14 protein-coding genes are annotated in these 15711 nt (G+C 64.6%); 10 read left to right on the plus strand and 4 right to left on the minus strand.

Going from position 1 to position 15711, the window contains the following annotated elements:
* The first annotated feature begins 114 nt into the window (after positions 1 to 114).
* The 3 genes from CXQ89_RS16795 (at position 115) to CXQ89_RS16805 (ending at position 4073) form a co-directional block, all read left to right on the plus strand.
* Positions 115 to 1401 (plus strand): maltose ABC transporter substrate-binding protein, encoded by a 1287-nt coding sequence (locus CXQ89_RS16795; protein ID WP_104162114.1) that lies wholly within the window; start codon positions 115 to 117, stop codon positions 1399 to 1401.
* A gap of 129 nt (positions 1402 to 1530) precedes the next feature.
* Positions 1531 to 3138 (plus strand): ABC transporter permease subunit, encoded by a 1608-nt coding sequence (locus CXQ89_RS16800; protein WP_104162115.1) that lies wholly within the window; start codon positions 1531 to 1533, stop codon positions 3136 to 3138.
* Complete coding sequence (locus tag CXQ89_RS16805; RefSeq protein ID WP_104162116.1) at positions 3135 to 4073, plus strand: sugar ABC transporter permease; 939 nt, start codon at positions 3135 to 3137, stop codon at positions 4071 to 4073. Before CXQ89_RS16800 ends, CXQ89_RS16805 begins: the two co-directional genes overlap by 4 nt.
* Here the strand turns inward: CXQ89_RS16805 and CXQ89_RS16810 are convergent.
* Positions 4070 to 5047 carry an aldo/keto reductase gene (locus CXQ89_RS16810; protein ID WP_104162117.1) on the minus strand — a complete coding sequence of 326 codons (978 nt, stop codon included), beginning with the start codon at positions 5045 to 5047 and terminating at the stop codon, positions 4070 to 4072. The two genes, CXQ89_RS16805 and CXQ89_RS16810, sit on opposite strands and share 4 nt — an antisense overlap.
* Positions 5048 to 5493: 446 nt before the next feature.
* Here CXQ89_RS16810 and CXQ89_RS16815 point away from each other — a divergent pair, with 446 nt between their 5' ends.
* Both CXQ89_RS16815 and CXQ89_RS16820 read left to right on the plus strand, forming a co-directional pair.
* The gene (locus tag CXQ89_RS16815; protein ID WP_181032421.1) at positions 5494 to 6393 is read left to right on the plus strand and encodes a CHAD domain-containing protein; all 900 of its coding nucleotides are present in this window, start codon (positions 5494 to 5496) and stop codon (positions 6391 to 6393) included.
* A gap of 48 nt (positions 6394 to 6441) precedes the next feature.
* Positions 6442 to 8010 carry an MFS transporter gene (locus tag CXQ89_RS16820; protein ID WP_104104988.1) on the plus strand — a complete coding sequence of 523 codons (1569 nt, stop codon included), beginning with the start codon at positions 6442 to 6444 and terminating at the stop codon, positions 8008 to 8010.
* A gap of 32 nt (positions 8011 to 8042) precedes the next feature.
* Here CXQ89_RS16820 and CXQ89_RS16825 read toward each other — a convergent pair whose 3' ends face one another.
* Positions 8043 to 9095, minus strand: a complete 1053-nt coding sequence (locus tag CXQ89_RS16825) for an LLM class flavin-dependent oxidoreductase (protein WP_104056065.1) — start codon at positions 9093 to 9095, stop codon at positions 8043 to 8045.
* Positions 9096 to 9356: 261 nt separating this feature from the next.
* Between CXQ89_RS16825 and CXQ89_RS16830 the strand changes: the two genes are divergently transcribed.
* Positions 9357 to 10430, plus strand: coding sequence for a peptidoglycan bridge formation glycyltransferase FemA/FemB family protein (locus CXQ89_RS16830; RefSeq protein WP_104056067.1), 1074 nt, complete (start codon positions 9357 to 9359; stop codon positions 10428 to 10430).
* Positions 10431 to 10787: 357 nt separating this feature from the next.
* Entirely contained in the window at positions 10788 to 12335 is a 1548-nt protein-coding gene (locus tag CXQ89_RS16835) for a threonine/serine exporter family protein (protein ID WP_104162180.1), read from the plus strand.
* A 51-nt stretch (positions 12336 to 12386) separates the two neighbouring features.
* On the opposite strand, the gene CXQ89_RS16840 is transcribed toward CXQ89_RS16835, so the two are convergent.
* Both CXQ89_RS16840 and CXQ89_RS16845 read right to left on the minus strand, forming a co-directional pair.
* A complete protein-coding gene (locus CXQ89_RS16840; RefSeq protein WP_104056069.1) occupies positions 12387 to 13244 on the minus strand; it encodes a siderophore-interacting protein in 858 nt (285 codons plus the stop codon).
* 14 nt (positions 13245 to 13258) lie between these two features.
* Positions 13259 to 14047, minus strand: a complete 789-nt coding sequence (locus CXQ89_RS16845) for a uracil-DNA glycosylase (protein WP_374952998.1) — start codon at positions 14045 to 14047, stop codon at positions 13259 to 13261.
* 124 nt (positions 14048 to 14171) lie between these two features.
* Here CXQ89_RS16845 and CXQ89_RS16850 point away from each other — a divergent pair, with 124 nt between their 5' ends.
* The 3 genes from CXQ89_RS16850 to CXQ89_RS16860 all read left to right on the plus strand — a co-directional run bounded on the left by CXQ89_RS16850 (position 14172) and on the right by CXQ89_RS16860 (position 15565).
* The gene (locus CXQ89_RS16850) at positions 14172 to 14474 is read left to right on the plus strand and encodes a DUF3263 domain-containing protein (protein WP_104056073.1); all 303 of its coding nucleotides are present in this window, start codon (positions 14172 to 14174) and stop codon (positions 14472 to 14474) included.
* Between the two features lie 37 nt (positions 14475 to 14511).
* Positions 14512 to 15141, plus strand: a complete 630-nt coding sequence (locus tag CXQ89_RS16855) for a LytR C-terminal domain-containing protein (protein ID WP_104162120.1) — start codon at positions 14512 to 14514, stop codon at positions 15139 to 15141.
* 220 nt (positions 15142 to 15361) lie between these two features.
* Positions 15362 to 15565, plus strand: coding sequence for a cold-shock protein (locus CXQ89_RS16860; protein WP_104056226.1), 204 nt, complete (start codon positions 15362 to 15364; stop codon positions 15563 to 15565).
* Positions 15566 to 15711: the final 146 nt, after the last annotated feature.

The following is a 15711-nucleotide window of genomic DNA, read 5'->3' on the forward strand; positions in this document are numbered from 1 at the left end:
GTCCCGACGGAGACTCTCCGTTTGCTCCTGTTCCCTGCGCTGCACAGCTCAGGGAGGACTCGGGCGCTGCCTGAGACAGCCTGACACCATTGAAAATCTAGGAGAGGTACACCAATGAAGGTGCACACCACGGGTACGACGGCGTTTGGCCGCCGTTCCTTCGCTCTCGGGGCCGTTTCGGTCACCGCTGCCCTTGTCCTCAGCGCCTGCGGCGGCGGCGACGCTGCCGAAAGCTCGGACTCCACGGACCTGGCCAGCGCCGGCGCCACCACCCTCACCATGTGGGTTGACGCTGAGCGTTCTCCGGCCCTGACTGACGTCACTGCTCAGTTCAAGGAAGACACCGGCATCGAAATCAAGCTGGTGACCAAGGACTTCGAGCAGGTCTCTGATGACTTCATCACCCAGGTTCCCACCGGCAAGGGCCCGGACCTGATCGTCGGCCCGCACGACTGGCTGGGCAAGTTCGTCCAGAACGGCGTGATTGCGCCGATCGAGCTGGGCGACAAGGCAGCAGACTTCCAGGAATCCTCCGTCGCGGCCATGACGTATGAGGGCAGCACCTACGGCGTTCCCTACTCCATCGAAAACATTGGCCTGCTGCGCAACGCCGACCTGGTTCCCGAACCGGCAACCACCATGGACGAAGTCATCGCCAACGGCAAGGCTGCCGTCGAAAAGGGTGCCGAGTTCCCGTTCCTGGTGGGCATGGATCCCAAGCAGGGCGATCCGTACCACCTGTACCCGTTCCAGACTTCCATGGGCGTACCCGTCTTCGGAACTGACGAGACCGGCGGCTACGACGCCTCCAAGCTGGAGCTGGGCAACGAAAACGGCGCGGCCTTCGCCGCCAAGGTGAAGGAATGGGGCGAGGGCGGAGCAGGCATCCTGAACTCCAACATCACCGCAGACATCGCCAAGGAAAAGTTCAACGCCGGGGCCTCCCCGTACTTCCTGACCGGCCCGTGGAACGTGCCGCTGGCCCAGGAAGCCGGAATCAACGTCGTCGTCGACCCGCTTCCCACCACCGGTGACCAGCCCGCCCAGCCCTTCATCGGCGTCAACGGCTTCTTCATCAGCTCCAAGAGCCAGAACTCCCTGGCCGCCACTGAGTTTGCCCTGAACTACCTGACCACCGAGGCCGTGCAGGACGCCATGTTCGAAGGCGGCGGACGTCCGCCGGCCCTGACCGCTTCGTTTGAGAAGGCTGCAGAAGATCCGATCGTCGAAGCCTTCGGCAAGATCGGCGCCGACGGCGTCCCCATGCCGGCCATTCCGGAAATGGGCGCCGTCTGGGCTGACTGGGGCGGCACCGAACTCGCCCTGATCAAGGGCCAGGGCGATCCCGCAGAGTCCTGGGCAAAGATGGTCAGCAACGTCGAAGCCAAGATCGCCAAGTAGTCCGGCATCAGCCGCACCTGAGATAGACACGTCCGCCGGCGCCTTCGCCGGCGGACAAGGTATCCGGGCCGGGACGCCGCCAGTTTTCTGAGCGGCGTCCCGGCCCGAACCGGTTCAAGGAGAACCCCGATGGTTGACCAGCTGGACACCCCTGTCCGCTCCCGCACTCCCGCAGCGCAGAAAAAACCCCGCCGCAGCCCGGATTCAACAGCAGGCCTGCTCGCGAAAATCCTGCTCCTGGGCCTGACGGATGCGTTTGCCGTATACGTCCTTATGGCCCTGTTTATGAATGAGAAATGGCTGATTCTCGCCGTTGCCGCCGCCGTAACGGTGCTCATCAACTGGATCTACCTGCGCCGCGGCGGCCTGCCGGCCAAGTACCTGGCCCCCGGTGTTCTTTTCCTGCTCGTTTTTCAGGTCTTTGTGGTGGTGTACAGCGGTTACGTGGCGTTCACCAACTACGGCGACGGGCACAACAGCACCAAGGAGGATGCCATTTCCTCCATTTCCATGAGTGCGCAGAAGCGCGTTCCGGATTCGCCGGCCTATCAGGTGTCAGTGGTGGAAAAGGATGACGTCCTGTCCCTGCTGGTCACCGATCCCGACGGCGGCGTGCGCATCGGCACCACCGGCGAACCGCTGGAAGACGTCGAGGACGCCCAAATGGGCGGCACGGGCAAAGCCGTGGGCGCGGACGGCTACCGGACCCTGAACTTCAACGAACTGCTGTCTGTCCAGCAGGACATCACCGCCATCAAGGTTCCGCTTTCGGAAGACCTCGACGACGGCATCCTGCAGACCGCCGACGGTTCCAACGCCTACGTCTTCAAGCCGGTCCTGGTTTACGACGAGGCGGCTGACACCTTCACGGACACCGAGACCGGCGTGGTCTACGCCGACGGCGGTGAAGGCTCCTATGTCTCGGACAACGGCGAACGCCTGGCCACCGGCTGGAAGGTGGGCGTGGGCTTCGACAACTTCAAGACGGCCTTCACCGATCCTGACCTGCGCGGCCCGCTGGTCAGCGTCATCCTCTGGACCTTCACCTTCGCCCTGGGATCGGTGCTGCTCTGCTTCGGACTGGGCCTGTTCCTGGCGCTGACGTTCAACCACCCGAACCTGCGCGGCAAGAAGATCTACCGCACCATCATGATCCTGCCCTACGCGTTCCCGGCGTTCCTGGCCGGACTGGTGTGGTCCGGAATGCTCAACCAGGAATTCGGCTTCATCAACGAAGCACTCTTCGGCGGAGCGGACATCCCCTGGCTGACCGATCCCTGGCTGGCCAAATTCAGCGTGCTGCTCGTGAACACCTGGCTCGGCTTCCCCTATATGTTCCTGGTCTGCACCGGCGCCCTGCAGTCACTGCCGGAGGACGTCAACGAGGCGGCACGCATGGACGGCGCCTCGGCCTGGCGGATCTTCCGTTCCATCAAGCTGCCGCTGCTGCTGGTTTCCACCGCTCCGCTGCTGATCTCCACCTTTGCCTTCAACTTCAACAACTTCAACGTGATCTTCATGCTCACCGGCGGCGGGCCGCGGTTCTCCGACACCAACATGGACATCGGCGCCACGGATTTGCTGATCACCCTGGTCTACAAGGTGGCGTTCGGGCAGGGCTCAGGGCGTGACTACGGCCTGGCCAGCGCGTTGGCGGTCATCATCTTCATCATCGTTGCAGTCATCTCAGCGGTCAGCTTCCGGCAGACCAAGGCGCTGGAGGAAGTGAACTCATGAGCAATTCGACTCTGACCCCGGCAGGCAAGGGCGCCGCGGAGCGCACCGCAGGCACCGGCCCGGTTGGGCAGCCGCGCAAAAGCTTTGGACACTGGTTCCGGGACAAGGGCTGGCGCCACCTGGTGGGCGTGGTCATGGGCGTGTTTGCGCTCTTCCCGCTGGCCTACGTGCTCTCCGCCGCACTGAGCCCCACAGGAACGCTGGTCTCGGCCAACGGCCTGTTCACCACCATCGCGTTCGACAACTTCATCGACCTGTTCTCGGATCCGCAGAAGCCCTTCGCCAAGTGGTTCATGAATACGCTAGTCGTCGGGCTGATTACCAGCGCGGGGACCGTCTTTCTCGGCGCCCTGGCCGCTTACTCGTTCTCCCGGATGCGGTTCACCGGCCGCCGGTTCGGGCTGATGAGCCTGATGCTCCTGCAAATGTTCCCGCAGATGCTCGGCGTCGTGGCGATCTTCCTGCTGCTCAGCGGGATCTCCGACGTCGTGCCTTGGCTGGGCCTGGGCAGCCAGACCGGCCTGATCATGGTCTACCTTGGCGGAGCGCTGGGCGTGAACACCTATCTGATGTACGGGTTCTTCAATACTGTGCCGAAGTCCCTGGATGAGGCTGCACGCATCGACGGCGCCAGCCACGTCCAGATCTTCTTCACGATCATCCTGCGGCTGGTCACTCCCATTCTGGCCATCGTGGGACTGCTGTCCTTCATCACGGCCACCGGCGAATTCCTGATCGCCTCCATTGTCCTGAACGATCCGGACGCCCAAACCCTGGCCGTGGGCCTCTACTCCTTCGTTGGGGACAGCCAGTCCCGCACCTGGGGCGTGTTCGCCGCCGGCGCGGTTCTTGCAGCGCTGCCCGTCATGGCACTGTTCCTGTTCCTGCAGCGGTTCATTTCCTCCGGGCTCACCGCCGGAGCCGTGAAGGGCTAGAACCCCACCACGGGGCGGGGAGTGTAGCCCTGCTCCAGCTCGTCCAGGTCCTCCGGCGAAAGCCGGAGGTCCAGGGCGGCCACCGCATCATCCACGTGCCCGACGTCGGAAGCACCAACCAGCGGCGCGGTCACCACCGGGTGGGCCAAGACCCACGCCAGGGCCACCCGCGCGCGTGGAACGCCGCGGCGCAGCGCCACCCGGAGGACAGCGTCGGCGACGGCCCGGTTGGCATCTTCGGAGCCCGCATAGAGCGAGTGGCCCCGTTCATCCTGCTGCTGCCGCCGGGTGACGTCATCCCACGGTCGTGCCAGCCTGCCCCGGGCCAACGGCGAGTAGGCCAGCACTCCGGTCCCTGTCGCAACGCACAGGGGCAGCATTTCCCGCTCCTCCTCGCGGTAGACCAAGTTGTAGTGGGCCTGCATGGTGACGAACGGGGACCATCCGTGGGCCTGCTGCAGGGTCAGCGCCCGGGCAAACTGCCAGGCGTGCATGGTGGAGGCCCCCAGATAGCGGACTTTTCCTACCCGCACCAGGCCGTCCAGGGTTTCCAGTGTTTCCTCGAGTGGAGTGGAAGCGTCCCAGCGGTGCACCTGGTAAAGATCGATGTAGTCGGTGCCCAGGCGTTTCAGGCTTTCATCCACCTGCCAGAGGATGTGCTTGCGGGAGAGCCCCCAACCGTTGGGACCGGGCGACATTTCACCGTGCACCTTGGTGGCGATCACCACTTCTTCCCGCCGCACGTACTTCAGGACGGTGGCGCCGAGGGTGCGCTCGCTGTCCCCCGAGGAGTAGACATTGGCGGTGTCAAAGAAATTGATCCCCAGCTCCACCGCCCGGCGCAGGATGGCCCGGGACTCCGGTTCGTGAAGCGTCCAGCCGTGCAATCCGTGCTGCGGGTTGCCGAAGGTCATGCACCCCAGCCCAACCGCGGACACCGTGGCTCCCGAGTTGCCCAGTTTCTTGTATCTCATGCCCGGCCCTCATGTTTGAAGATGCTCTGCAGGTTTGAAGCTGTTGCGCAGCCGTCCTGCCGCTGGTAACGGCGATGCTACCGGTGGCCCGCGGCCAAATAACAGGGGACTTGCCCTCCGGACCGCTGCACGGGCTCAACCCCCTGCCTAGGACCGCTTTCCCGGTCCTATACTGAGCCATGCCTACCGCTCAGGAGCCGGAAATCCAGGAGCACGAACCCCGATCCGGCACCACGAATAAGCCCACAACCACTTCCGAAGCGTCAGTATCCGCGCCTGCACAGGGAAAGCCTGCACGGGGAAAGCCTGCACAGGCGAAGTCCGGGCGCACGAAGCCGGGACAGCCGCGGTCCAGAACTACAAAGCCCGCCGCAGTAAAATCCGTTCCGAAGGAAGCTGCACGGGCATCCAAGGCCGCGCAGTCTGCCGCGCATATGGCCGTGCGAGTGGCTGCGAAACAGCCCGCATCGCCGAAGCCCGGCGGCCCTGTCGGGCTGCTTTTGCAGGCCTACCTGCACGGGCAGTTCCTCGCCATGCTGGCCGAGGATCCGAGGATGCGGGCCAACGAGGCGGATGCCGTCCACAAGATGCGGGTCAGCACCAGACGGATGCGATCGGCCTTGGGCAGCTACCGCAGCTTTGTGGCCCCGGAGCCGGCGCGTGAAGTGCGGGACGAATTGAAATGGCTGGCGGGAATCCTGGGGGAAGCACGGGATGCGCAGGTGATGCGGTCACGGCTGGACGCTTTGGTGGCGGACCAGCCCGCTGAACTGGTGATGGGGCCGGTGCAGCAGCGCATCGATCAAGAACTGCTCGGCGAGTACAAGTCAGCGCACACCGTCGCCATGAAGGCGCTCAACGGCGTCCGGTACCTCCGGCTGCTGGAACAGCTGGAAACCCTGGTGACCGCCCCCGGATTCACCCCGAAAGCGGACAGGCCTGCTGCTCCGAGTGCCGGACGCATGCTGAAGCGGGACCGCAAGCGCCTTCATCAGGCGGTTCGGGAAGCCCGCAGGGCGCGCAGTGAGGAACAGCAGTCCGAGTTCCTGCACGAGGCGCGCAAGGACGCCAAACGCCTGCGCTATGCCGCTGAGGTTGCTCAGCCGGTGAGAACCAAGGGGTCCTCCGAACTGATCGCCGGTGCCGAACATCTGCAGAAGATCTTGGGCGAACATCAGGACAGCGTGGTCAGCCGGGAGTATCTGAGCCGGTGGGGTGCGGGGAGTTCAGGCGCGGGACAGAACGGGTTCACGTACGGGCTGCTGCATGCGCTGGAGGAGGAACGCGGAGAGCGGGCACGGAAACGGTTCCGCAAGGCGTGGGCGGGATTTCCCCGCGTGGTCTGACCCGCTGCCGGCACCCGCACCCTATACCGTCCGGACGGAGGCGCTCTGATGGCTTCGGAATCACCGTGGGCGCCCCTGCGGCGCCGGGCGTTCCTCATCCTCTGGCTGGCGAATATCGGCTCCAGCGTGGGCACGTGGATACAGACGGTGGGAGCTCAGTGGTATCTGGTGGAAAACAGCTCCAATCCTGCGCTGGTGTCCCTGGTGCAGACCGCCAATCTGGCGCCGTCCCTGCTGCTTGGCCTGATCGCCGGTTTCCTTGCCGATGCCTTCAACCGCCGCCGCCTGATCCTCGGGGCAAATCTCTTTGCCGCCGGTGCCGCCAGTCTGCTGACCCTGGTGGCAGCCTTGGGACTGCTGGATGCTGATTCCCTCCTGCTGTACACCTTCCTCATCGGCTGCGGGGTGGCCCTGAGTCAGCCGGCATGGCAGGCCATCAATCCCGACCTGGTGCCACGGGAGGAAATCCGGGCGGCCTCAGCACTGAGCAGCATGGCAGTCAACGGGGCACGGGCGGTGGGTCCGGCGCTGGGCGGCGTGCTCATCTCCCTGTTCGGTCCGGCCTTTGTCTTCGGCCTCAATGCGGTCTCATTCCTGGGTACCGCAGTGGCTGTATATGTGTGGCGGGCGCCCCCGGAACCCGATGATCCCGAACGGATGGGGGAAGCGCTCGCCGCCGGCATGCGCTACATTCGGGCAGCGCCGCGCATCCGCCGCATCCTGCTCCGGACCGCTCTCTTCATGGCACCCGCGAGTGCACTGTACGCGCTGCTGCCGGTGGCCGCGAACGGGCACCTCCGGCTCGGGTCAACCGGTTACGGAGTGCTGCTGGGAGCGATCGGCATCGGCGCCGTCATGGGCGTGATTATGCTTCCCAGAGTGAAGGACCGGGTCCACGACAACCTGATGCTGGGCCTGTCCGCCGTTGTGTTTGGCGCGGCAATCATCGGCGCCGGTTTCCTGCCGGCAGTCCTGCTGGCCATCCTGCTGGTCCTTGCGGGAATTTCCTGGATCGCCACCTTCTCGATCCTCAACAGCGCCATGCAGCTCACGCTGCCCGAATGGGTGCGGGCACGCGGGCTGTCGGTCTACCTGATGGTGACCACCGGGTCCCAGGCCATCGGCGCCGCCGTTTGGGGCTCTTTCGCCACCGCGTTCGGCTACACCCCGGTGCTGGTGGCGGCCGGAACCCTGTTGGTGGCGGCAGGACTGAGCGTGGCCGTACTGCCGCTGCTGCCGCGCACCGGCCGGCTGGACCGGAGCGTCGCTGAGGCGGACCTGGGCATCGAAGCTGCTCAGGAACCCGCGCCCAACGACGGTCCGGTCACCATCCTCACGGCCTACGAGCTGGCCCCCGAAAAGGCTGCCGAGTTTGTGCAGCTGATGCATGAGGTGCGCCTGGCCAGAATGCGCACCGGTGCCCGGGACTGGGAGCTGGTGCATTCGGTGACGGATACCCGGCAGTTCCGCGAGATTTACGACGTCGCCACGTGGCGGGAGTATCTGCGGCAGGAACAGGAACGCATCACGGGGGAGGACCGGAAGATCATGGACCAGGCGGCGCAGCTAGCCGAGGCAATACCCCGAACCCGCTGGTTCCTCCCGGCATCGGCTTAGCTTTCCGGTCAGTGTCAGCTTTCCGGTCAGCGTCAGTCCCGCGAATCCGTGGCCGCGAGCTGCTCGCGGACCAGCGGCGCAACTTCCGTGCCGTACAGCCGGATGCAGTTCATCAGGTTTTCGTGCGGGAGGGTGCCCAGGCTGTACTTCATGTCGAAGCGGCTCAGGTCCAGTTCCTTGGCCACCCGGACAATCTTGGCGGCGACCGTTTCGGGGGAACCGATGAACAGTGCGCCGTCGGGGCCGGCGGAGGCCAGGTAGTCGCTGTGGGTGGTGGGGCTCCAGCCGCGCTCGCGGCCGATCCTGTTCTGCATGCGCTCGAAATGCGGCCAGGCTTCCTCCAGTGCCTGCTCGTCGCTGGCGGCAACGTAACCGGGGGAGTGGGCTCCCACCGGAAGCATCGGACGGCCGAACTGGGAAAGGGCCCGCTTGTACAGATCCACGAACGGGGCAAAGCGCGCCGGTTCACCGCCGATGATGGCGAGCATCAGGGGCAGTCCGTAATGGGCGGCCCGCACCACGGACTGTGGCGTGCCGCCGACGGCGATCCACGCCGGGAGTTCGCCTGACGCCGTAGGGGGATACACCCGCTGGTTCTGCAGGGGTGCCCGGGTGCTGCCATTCCAGGTCACTGGATTCTCGCTGCGCAGCCGGGTGAAGAGTTCCAGCTTTTCTTCGAAGAGCTCCTCGTACTGTGCCAGATCCAGCCCAAAGAGCGGAAAGGACTCCGTGAAGGAACCGCGGCCCAGGATCACTTCGGCTCGGCCGTTGGAGACTGCATCCAGAGTGGAAAAGCGCTGGAAGACGCGGATCGGATCGTCGGAGCTCAGGACGGTGACCGCCGAACCCAGCCGGATCCGGCTGGTTTGTCCGGCAATGGCTGCCAGGACCACGTCCGGTGCTGAAACGGCAAAGTCCTCGCGGTGGTGTTCACCGACTCCGATGAAGTCAATGCCCACCGAATCCGCCAGGACGGCTTCGGCCACTACGTTGCGCAGCACCTGGTGCTGCGGAAGCCGCTCTCCGTCCGGGTCCGAGGTGACGTCACCAAAGGTATCCAGTCCCAGTTCCAGCTGCCGTCCCATATGAAGCCCGCCATTCCCTCAAAAGTTCATGTATTTGCATCTAGTCTAGCGGCACGGGCTATCCGGCCAAGCCATCTTGTTCCGGAAGGACCGGTGCTTCTTGGGAAAGTGATCTCACAGTGTCGAAGCCCCCGGATTTCATCCAGTCATGACACCAGCAGATAGACTGAGGGACGGTTCCCCGGGCGTTTTTCCGGAACCACTCCGGATCACCCGCAATGGTGCAAGCGATCAAGCGATCAAGCGATTAGTTGAGGTATTTTGCGAGACTTTAGTGCACGCCTGGCCACCGCCGACGAGATGGAAAAGTGGGACAGCCACGTGCAGTCCAACCCGTGCGGCGGGAACGTGCTGCAGTCCGCTTCCTACGCCGAGGTTAAGTCCCGCCATGGCTGGAATCCCATTCATCTGGTGTTCACGGGCCGCGGTTACACGACGTACAACCTGGCCATAGAGAAGAAGGTCCCCGGACTGGGCAGCCTCTGGTACCTCATCAAGGGCCCAGATGTCGCGGAGCCGGCCCACGTCCCCGAGGTCCTCGATGCGCTGCGCCGGTTTATCAAAGAAACCAAGAGGAACGTGTTCGCCGTCAAGGTGGAACCTGACATTGTGGACAGCCCCGAGGTGCGTGCCCAGTTCGAGGGTGCCGGCCTGGTGAAGACCTTCAACCTGCAGCCCAATGACTCCACGGCCCTGCTGGACACCACACCGGACACCGAGCAGCTGCTGAAAAACCTCTCCTCCCGCGGACGCAACGCGGTCCGCCGGGCCATCCGCGAGGGGGCTGACGTTCGGCGGGTCGAGCCGACCGAAGAGAATATGCGCATCATGTACCGGCTCATGAGCCACATCGAGGACCGTTCTTCGGCCCGGATGCGCTCCTATGAGTACTACCACCGCTTCTGGTCCAACTTCGTGGCGGCGGGCCAGGGCCGGTTCTACTTCGCCTTTGAAGAGGGCGAACCCACCGTCGGTGCATTCGTCATCGCCTACGGCAAGAAGGGAACCTACAAGGACGGCGGGTCCAAGCCCCGGCGCAACCAGTACGGAGACTCCCATCTGGTGCAGTGGACCGCGATCAACGAGCTGAAGGAAGACTTCGGCATTGAGCAGTATGACTTCTGCGGCACGCCCCCCAGCGACCAGCTGAAGAACAAGGAACATCCCCACCACGGCCTGGGCCTCTTCAAGACCAGTTTTTCCAAGACCGTCACGGACTTCGTGGGGTGTTATGACCTGGTCCTGGATCCGCTGCGGTACAAGATTTGGAACACCATCGGCGAACGCGTGGCGCGGCAGATTTACTGGCGCCGGCATCAGCAGCCGTTCTACTAAACAGGAAGCGCGCCTGAACGGAATCAGGCCAACAGAGGCGAAAGGGTGAGTCCTTTGGAGAACACGTCCGATGCAGACCGCCAAGAGCCTGCGCAGAATCCCGACCCCCAGGTGGGACTGATCCCGGTCATTCGTCAGGGCGGACCTGCCGGGTCCGAACGGAAGAACCAGCCGGAACGCAAGAACCAGCCGGAACGCAAGAATCAGCCGGAGCGGCAGCCGGTACCAGGCAAAGCACCGAAGGCGCCGAAGGCACCCAAAGCGGCACCGAAAGGTGCCGCGGGTCTGCCCACAGGTCCTGCCGGCGTCGGCTTGCGCAGTACAAAGCCCAAACCGCCGCCCCCCACAACGTCCGTCATGCAGACGTCGCCGAAAGGGTCTTCAGGCGGGCTGGGCTCCGGACAGACCACGCCGGCGGGCCAGCCGCCGCGGAAGCCCCGGGCGCGCAAAACCGTTCCCGGCAGCCACCACCATCCCGGCAGCGCCAGCGCCCAGCGGCAGGACCGCTCGTCGGCTGCTGCCAAAAGGATGCTGCGCCGCCTGGTCCAGGGTGAGACGCCGCCCACCCAGGCCATGTCCATTGTGGAGCGGCTGGCAGGCTCGCCGTATGCGAACCCCCTGGTGCGCACCGCCGGGCCGGATGCCTCCGCAAGGAAAACGCTTGATCTGGCGCTGGGGCTTGCCGAAACCATGTTCCGTTACGGTGCCGGCGCCCTGGAAGTGGAGACCGCCATCATCGCGGTCACCGCTGCCTTCGGCCTGGACAGCATCGAAGTGGACATCACCAACCAGTCCGTTCTGCTGAACTATTCGCCCAAGGACCAGACCCCCATTACCGTGATGCGGGTCGTGCGTTCCTGGACCAACAACTATGCCGGCCTCGGACTGGTACACCAGCTGGTCACGGACATTATCGACGGCGGTGTCTCCCGCGCCGAGGCGTCCAACCGGCTGAATGAGATCATGCACCGGCCAAAGCCGTTTCCGCGCTGGGCCGTGACCTTCTCCACCGGCGCCTTCGCGGCGGCGATTGTGGGCTTCATCGGCGGCGGCCCGCTGGCCTCCCTAGTGGCTTTCGTCAGTACCTTCCTGGTCAGCTTGTTGCAGCGGGTGCTGGGGCGCTGGCGTGTTCCGGACTTCTTCACCACGGCCGCGAGCGGTTTCCTGGTCACGGCCCTTGCCATGCTCTTCTGGTCCATGGACGTGCCCATTTCGCCGGGCATCGTGGTTGCCGGAGGCATCCTTCTGCTCCTGCCCACCGGCCGCCTCGTCTCAGCTGTACAGGATGCGATCAACGGGTTCCCGGTCACCGCGTCGGGACGTTTCCTGTCCGCGTTCCTGACGTTCGGCGCGCTGGTGGCGGGCATCGCCGTCGCACTGGTGGTCGGGGCGCTGCTGGGTGTGCCGCGTCTGGATGTGACGCAGGTGGTGGGCTCCCAGTATCCGTTTGCAGTGACCCTGGTGCTGCTGGCCGTGGCGCTCGGGACCATCTGCGTGGTGGAGCAGTCGCCCATGAACCTGGTGCTCCCCACGGTCCTGACCGGGCTGGCCGGCTTCCTTGTATTCCAGCTCTCGGAGCTGGTGGGTGTGGGCCCCCGGCTGACGCCGGCCGTTGCCGCGATCTTCATTGGCATGCTGGCACGGATGATTGCCCTGCGCATGGGTGCCCCGCAGCTGATCGTGGCTGTGCCGGCCGTGCTCTTCCTGTTCCCGGGGCTGTCCATCTTCCGGGCGATGTACGGGCTGAGCATCGGCTCCGACGACATCACCGTTGGTGCGGTGGGCATCTTCAACGCCCTCACGATTATCCTTGCGATCGCCGGCGGCGTGGTCTTTGGAGACAATCTGGCCCGCCCGCTGACCCGGAACCTCTCCGGCAACGACCGCCGGAACCGGCGCCGCTAGACGTTAGGCAGGAAGAAAGAGCGCCGGACCGAGGGCCCCGGAAAGCAGGATCTAGAGGATCTTGCCGACCGGGGTCCTTTTTTCTGCCTGGAACGCGTCCTCTGTCCGGCCGGCCGCCCAATAGCCGGACAGAGAAACCTGCCGGCGTTCCAAGCCGCGGAGGCCAAAAAAGACATCTCGGAGCGCCTTCATCGCTTCGCGCTCACCGTGGGCAAAGACCTGCACATCGTTGCTGGTCCAGGGCGCATCGGCCACAGCGGCTGCCAGCAGGCCGGTGTTTCCTGCCGGGAGGTCGCCGCGGTATAGCCAAGTCACTGAGATACCTTCCGGCGTCTTCAGCGGCTGGCGGTCTTCGGGCCCGCCCACTTCCAGAAAGACCTGCCCGACGGCGGACGCGGGCAGCGATTCCAGCACGGCAGCCGTGGCCGGGAGCGCGGATTCATCGGCGGCGAAAAGGTACCAGCCGGCGTCGGGGTCTGGATTGAAGGCCCCGCCGGGACCGGTGAAGGAGAGGGTCTCACCGGCCGCGGCCCGGGCGGCCCAGGGTCCGGCGAGCCCCTCGTCTCCGTGGACCACAAAATCGATGGCGATCTCTGCGGCGGCCGAGTCGACGCTGCGGATGGTGTAAGTGCGCGACACCGGCCACTGTTCACGGGGAAACTGTTCCCGGAGTGCTTCGAGCTCCGCTGTTCCGTCCAGCGGCTTACCGTCCGGACCGAACCAGATCTTGCAGTATGAGTCGGCAAAACCATTGGTCGCAAATCGGGAGAAATTGGGTCCGCCGGCAATCACCCGAACCATGTGGGGAGTCAGCTGCTCCGTCCGCAGAACCTCCAGGACCAACAGCGGACGGGCCCGGCGGGGAACATCCTGCGCTGGCTTTGCGGCGGGCGCGGAAGGGTCAGGCATGTGGTTCTCCTAGATCAAAGGACGTTTTCTTTACCGTATCGCGCCGGCCGCCAGTCAATTGGCGAGGCGCCCTGTTGCTGCAACAGTTCGTTAACCCGGCTGAAGGGACGTGAGCCGAAGAATCCGCGCGAGGCGGAGAGCGGACTGGGATGGGCGGATTCGATCCTCGGGACATCATCGAGCAGCGGAACGATTGAACGGGCGTCGTTGCCCCATAACACGGCCACCAGCGGGGACCGGCTCCCGTCAGCCAGGCGCCGGGCAACCACGGCCCGGACCGCGAGCTCGGTAATCTGCTCCCAGCCTCGTTTGCGGTGGGACCCTGCGCTGCCGGCACGAACCGTCAGCACCCGGTTCAGCAGCAGCACCCCCTGGTCTGACCAGCAGCTAAGGTCACCGTGGATGCTGGGCGGTATCCCGAGGTCCGCGTGAAGTTCCTTATAGATATTGTTCAGGCTCCGCGGCAGCGGACGCACTGCAGGGTCCACGGAAAAGGACAGTCCCACGGCATGGCCGGGAGTGGGATACGGGTCCTGGCCGATCAGCAGGACTTTGACGTCTGCAAGGGGACGGGAAAACGCCCGGAGGATGTTCTCCGGCGCAGGCAGGACGGTGTGTCCGGACGCGCGCTCTTCCTGGAGTCCGGCAGCTATCCGGTGCAGGTCCTGGGCAGCGGGACCCAGTGCACAGGCCCAGTCCGGAGCCATGACATCACTGAGCGCTGCGGGGGCGGCGAACGGGAACGGTTTGTCGCCGGGCAGCTCGTGCGGCAGAGGAAAGAGCGTCGGGTCGCTTGAACTCACCCATCCAGCGTAGGCCGGATGCAGGGGAACGGGCTATTCCGGTAGGGCGGAAGACGCAAATGACAGAGCTGTTATTCACCAACTAACATGGGTGGTGAAACCGTCAACTATCTGGGAGCATTCTGTGGCCGAAACAACCGAAGCCTTCTCGCTTGACGGCGCGGTTGACCCCGACAGCCCGCTGGGGGAACAGGAACAGCAGATGCTGGCCTTGGAACGGGCCTGGTGGAAGTACGCCGGCGCGAAGGAACAAGCCATCCGCGAGCTGTTCGGCATGTCCGCCACACGCTACTACCAGGTCCTCAATGCGCTGATCGACACCGAGGACGCCCTGGCTCACGACCCTATGCTGGTCAAGAGACTGCGTAGACTACGAACAACCCGTCAGCGCGCGCGCACCGCCCGTCGTTCAGGCTCTGACGTCTAAACCGGCGCCACCTGAGACCAAGGACTGATACCTCACCATGAGCAATTACCCCCGGGATGAGTTCGACAAGGTTCCCGAAACGTCGTCGCGCCAGGGCGTTCACCGGGAACGGCTGATCCCTTCGCGCTCAAGCGGACTCGGCCTAATCATCACCGTTGGCGTACTCGCCCTGGTGCTTGGGGTGGCGGCTTACTTTGTCCTTCCCCGCCTGGGCATCGGAGCGGACGACGGCGACAGGGCGCCTGCCGCAGATTCCTCCGCTTCCGTGGAATCCCCGGAACCGCAGGCCTCTGAACCCGGGCAGAGTACGGAACCAACCCCGTCCGCCACCGCTGCACCGAGTGCTGAGCCCGCACCCACACCTTCCCCCACACCTTCACCCGCGCCTGCCGCAGTGGACCGGAGCCAGCCCGTAGTGGTCTTGAACGGAAGTGGAATCGGCGGCTTGGGAGCCAGCGTGTCAGCCCGGCTGGGAGCCGATGGCTGGACTACGGCGCAGGTTGCCAACTGGGGCGGACAGCCGCTGCAGGGATCGATCATTTTCTACGGCACCGAGGACCAGCTGCCCAATGCCCAGGAGCTGTCGCAGCTGCTGGGGATTCCCACCGTCGTTCAGTCCCCGGACTTCACGCTGGTCACCGTGGTGCCCGGCCCGGGCTTCCAGTAGCAGCCAAACTGCCTCCTGCTGCGTAAATACTCCATAACAATCCTGCACAGCACCGGGCGCTCCGGCCTGCACTGGCTACAGTGAGTGCCAGCCGTACCGCGCAGGATCCGGAGCCGGCAGAAACAGCTCCGCGTTCCGGACTGCTCTGTGTGCCGCGGCCAGTTCCGCCATGATCACCGTGGCTGGACTTTCGCTCGCAAAGAAGGTGGGAGAAACGCACATGGCGCAGGGGATCGTCAAATGGTTCAACGGGGAAAAAGGCTACGGATTCATTACCGTGGACGAAGCACAGACGGATGTTTTTGTGCACTGGTCGGCAATCCAGGCATCCGGATACCGCACCCTTGAAGAGGGCCAGCGCGTGGAGTTCGACATCGGCGAAGGCCAGAAGGGGCCGCAGGCTGAGGACGTCCGCACCGTGTAGCTGCCGGTGCCGGGCCGCCAATCCTATGACTGCCCGGCGGACACGGACACGGAACCCGTGGATGCTGTTGCCTGTGACGCGCCAAGCACCGAGCCGTGATCGCTTGCACTCAGTGTGCGGGAGTGCTAATTATTGACTTAGCACTC

The sequence above is a fragment of the Arthrobacter sp. ZGTC212 genome, assembly GCF_002929255.1.
Taxonomy (GTDB): Bacteria; Actinomycetota; Actinomycetes; order Actinomycetales; family Micrococcaceae; genus Arthrobacter_B; species Arthrobacter_B sunyaminii.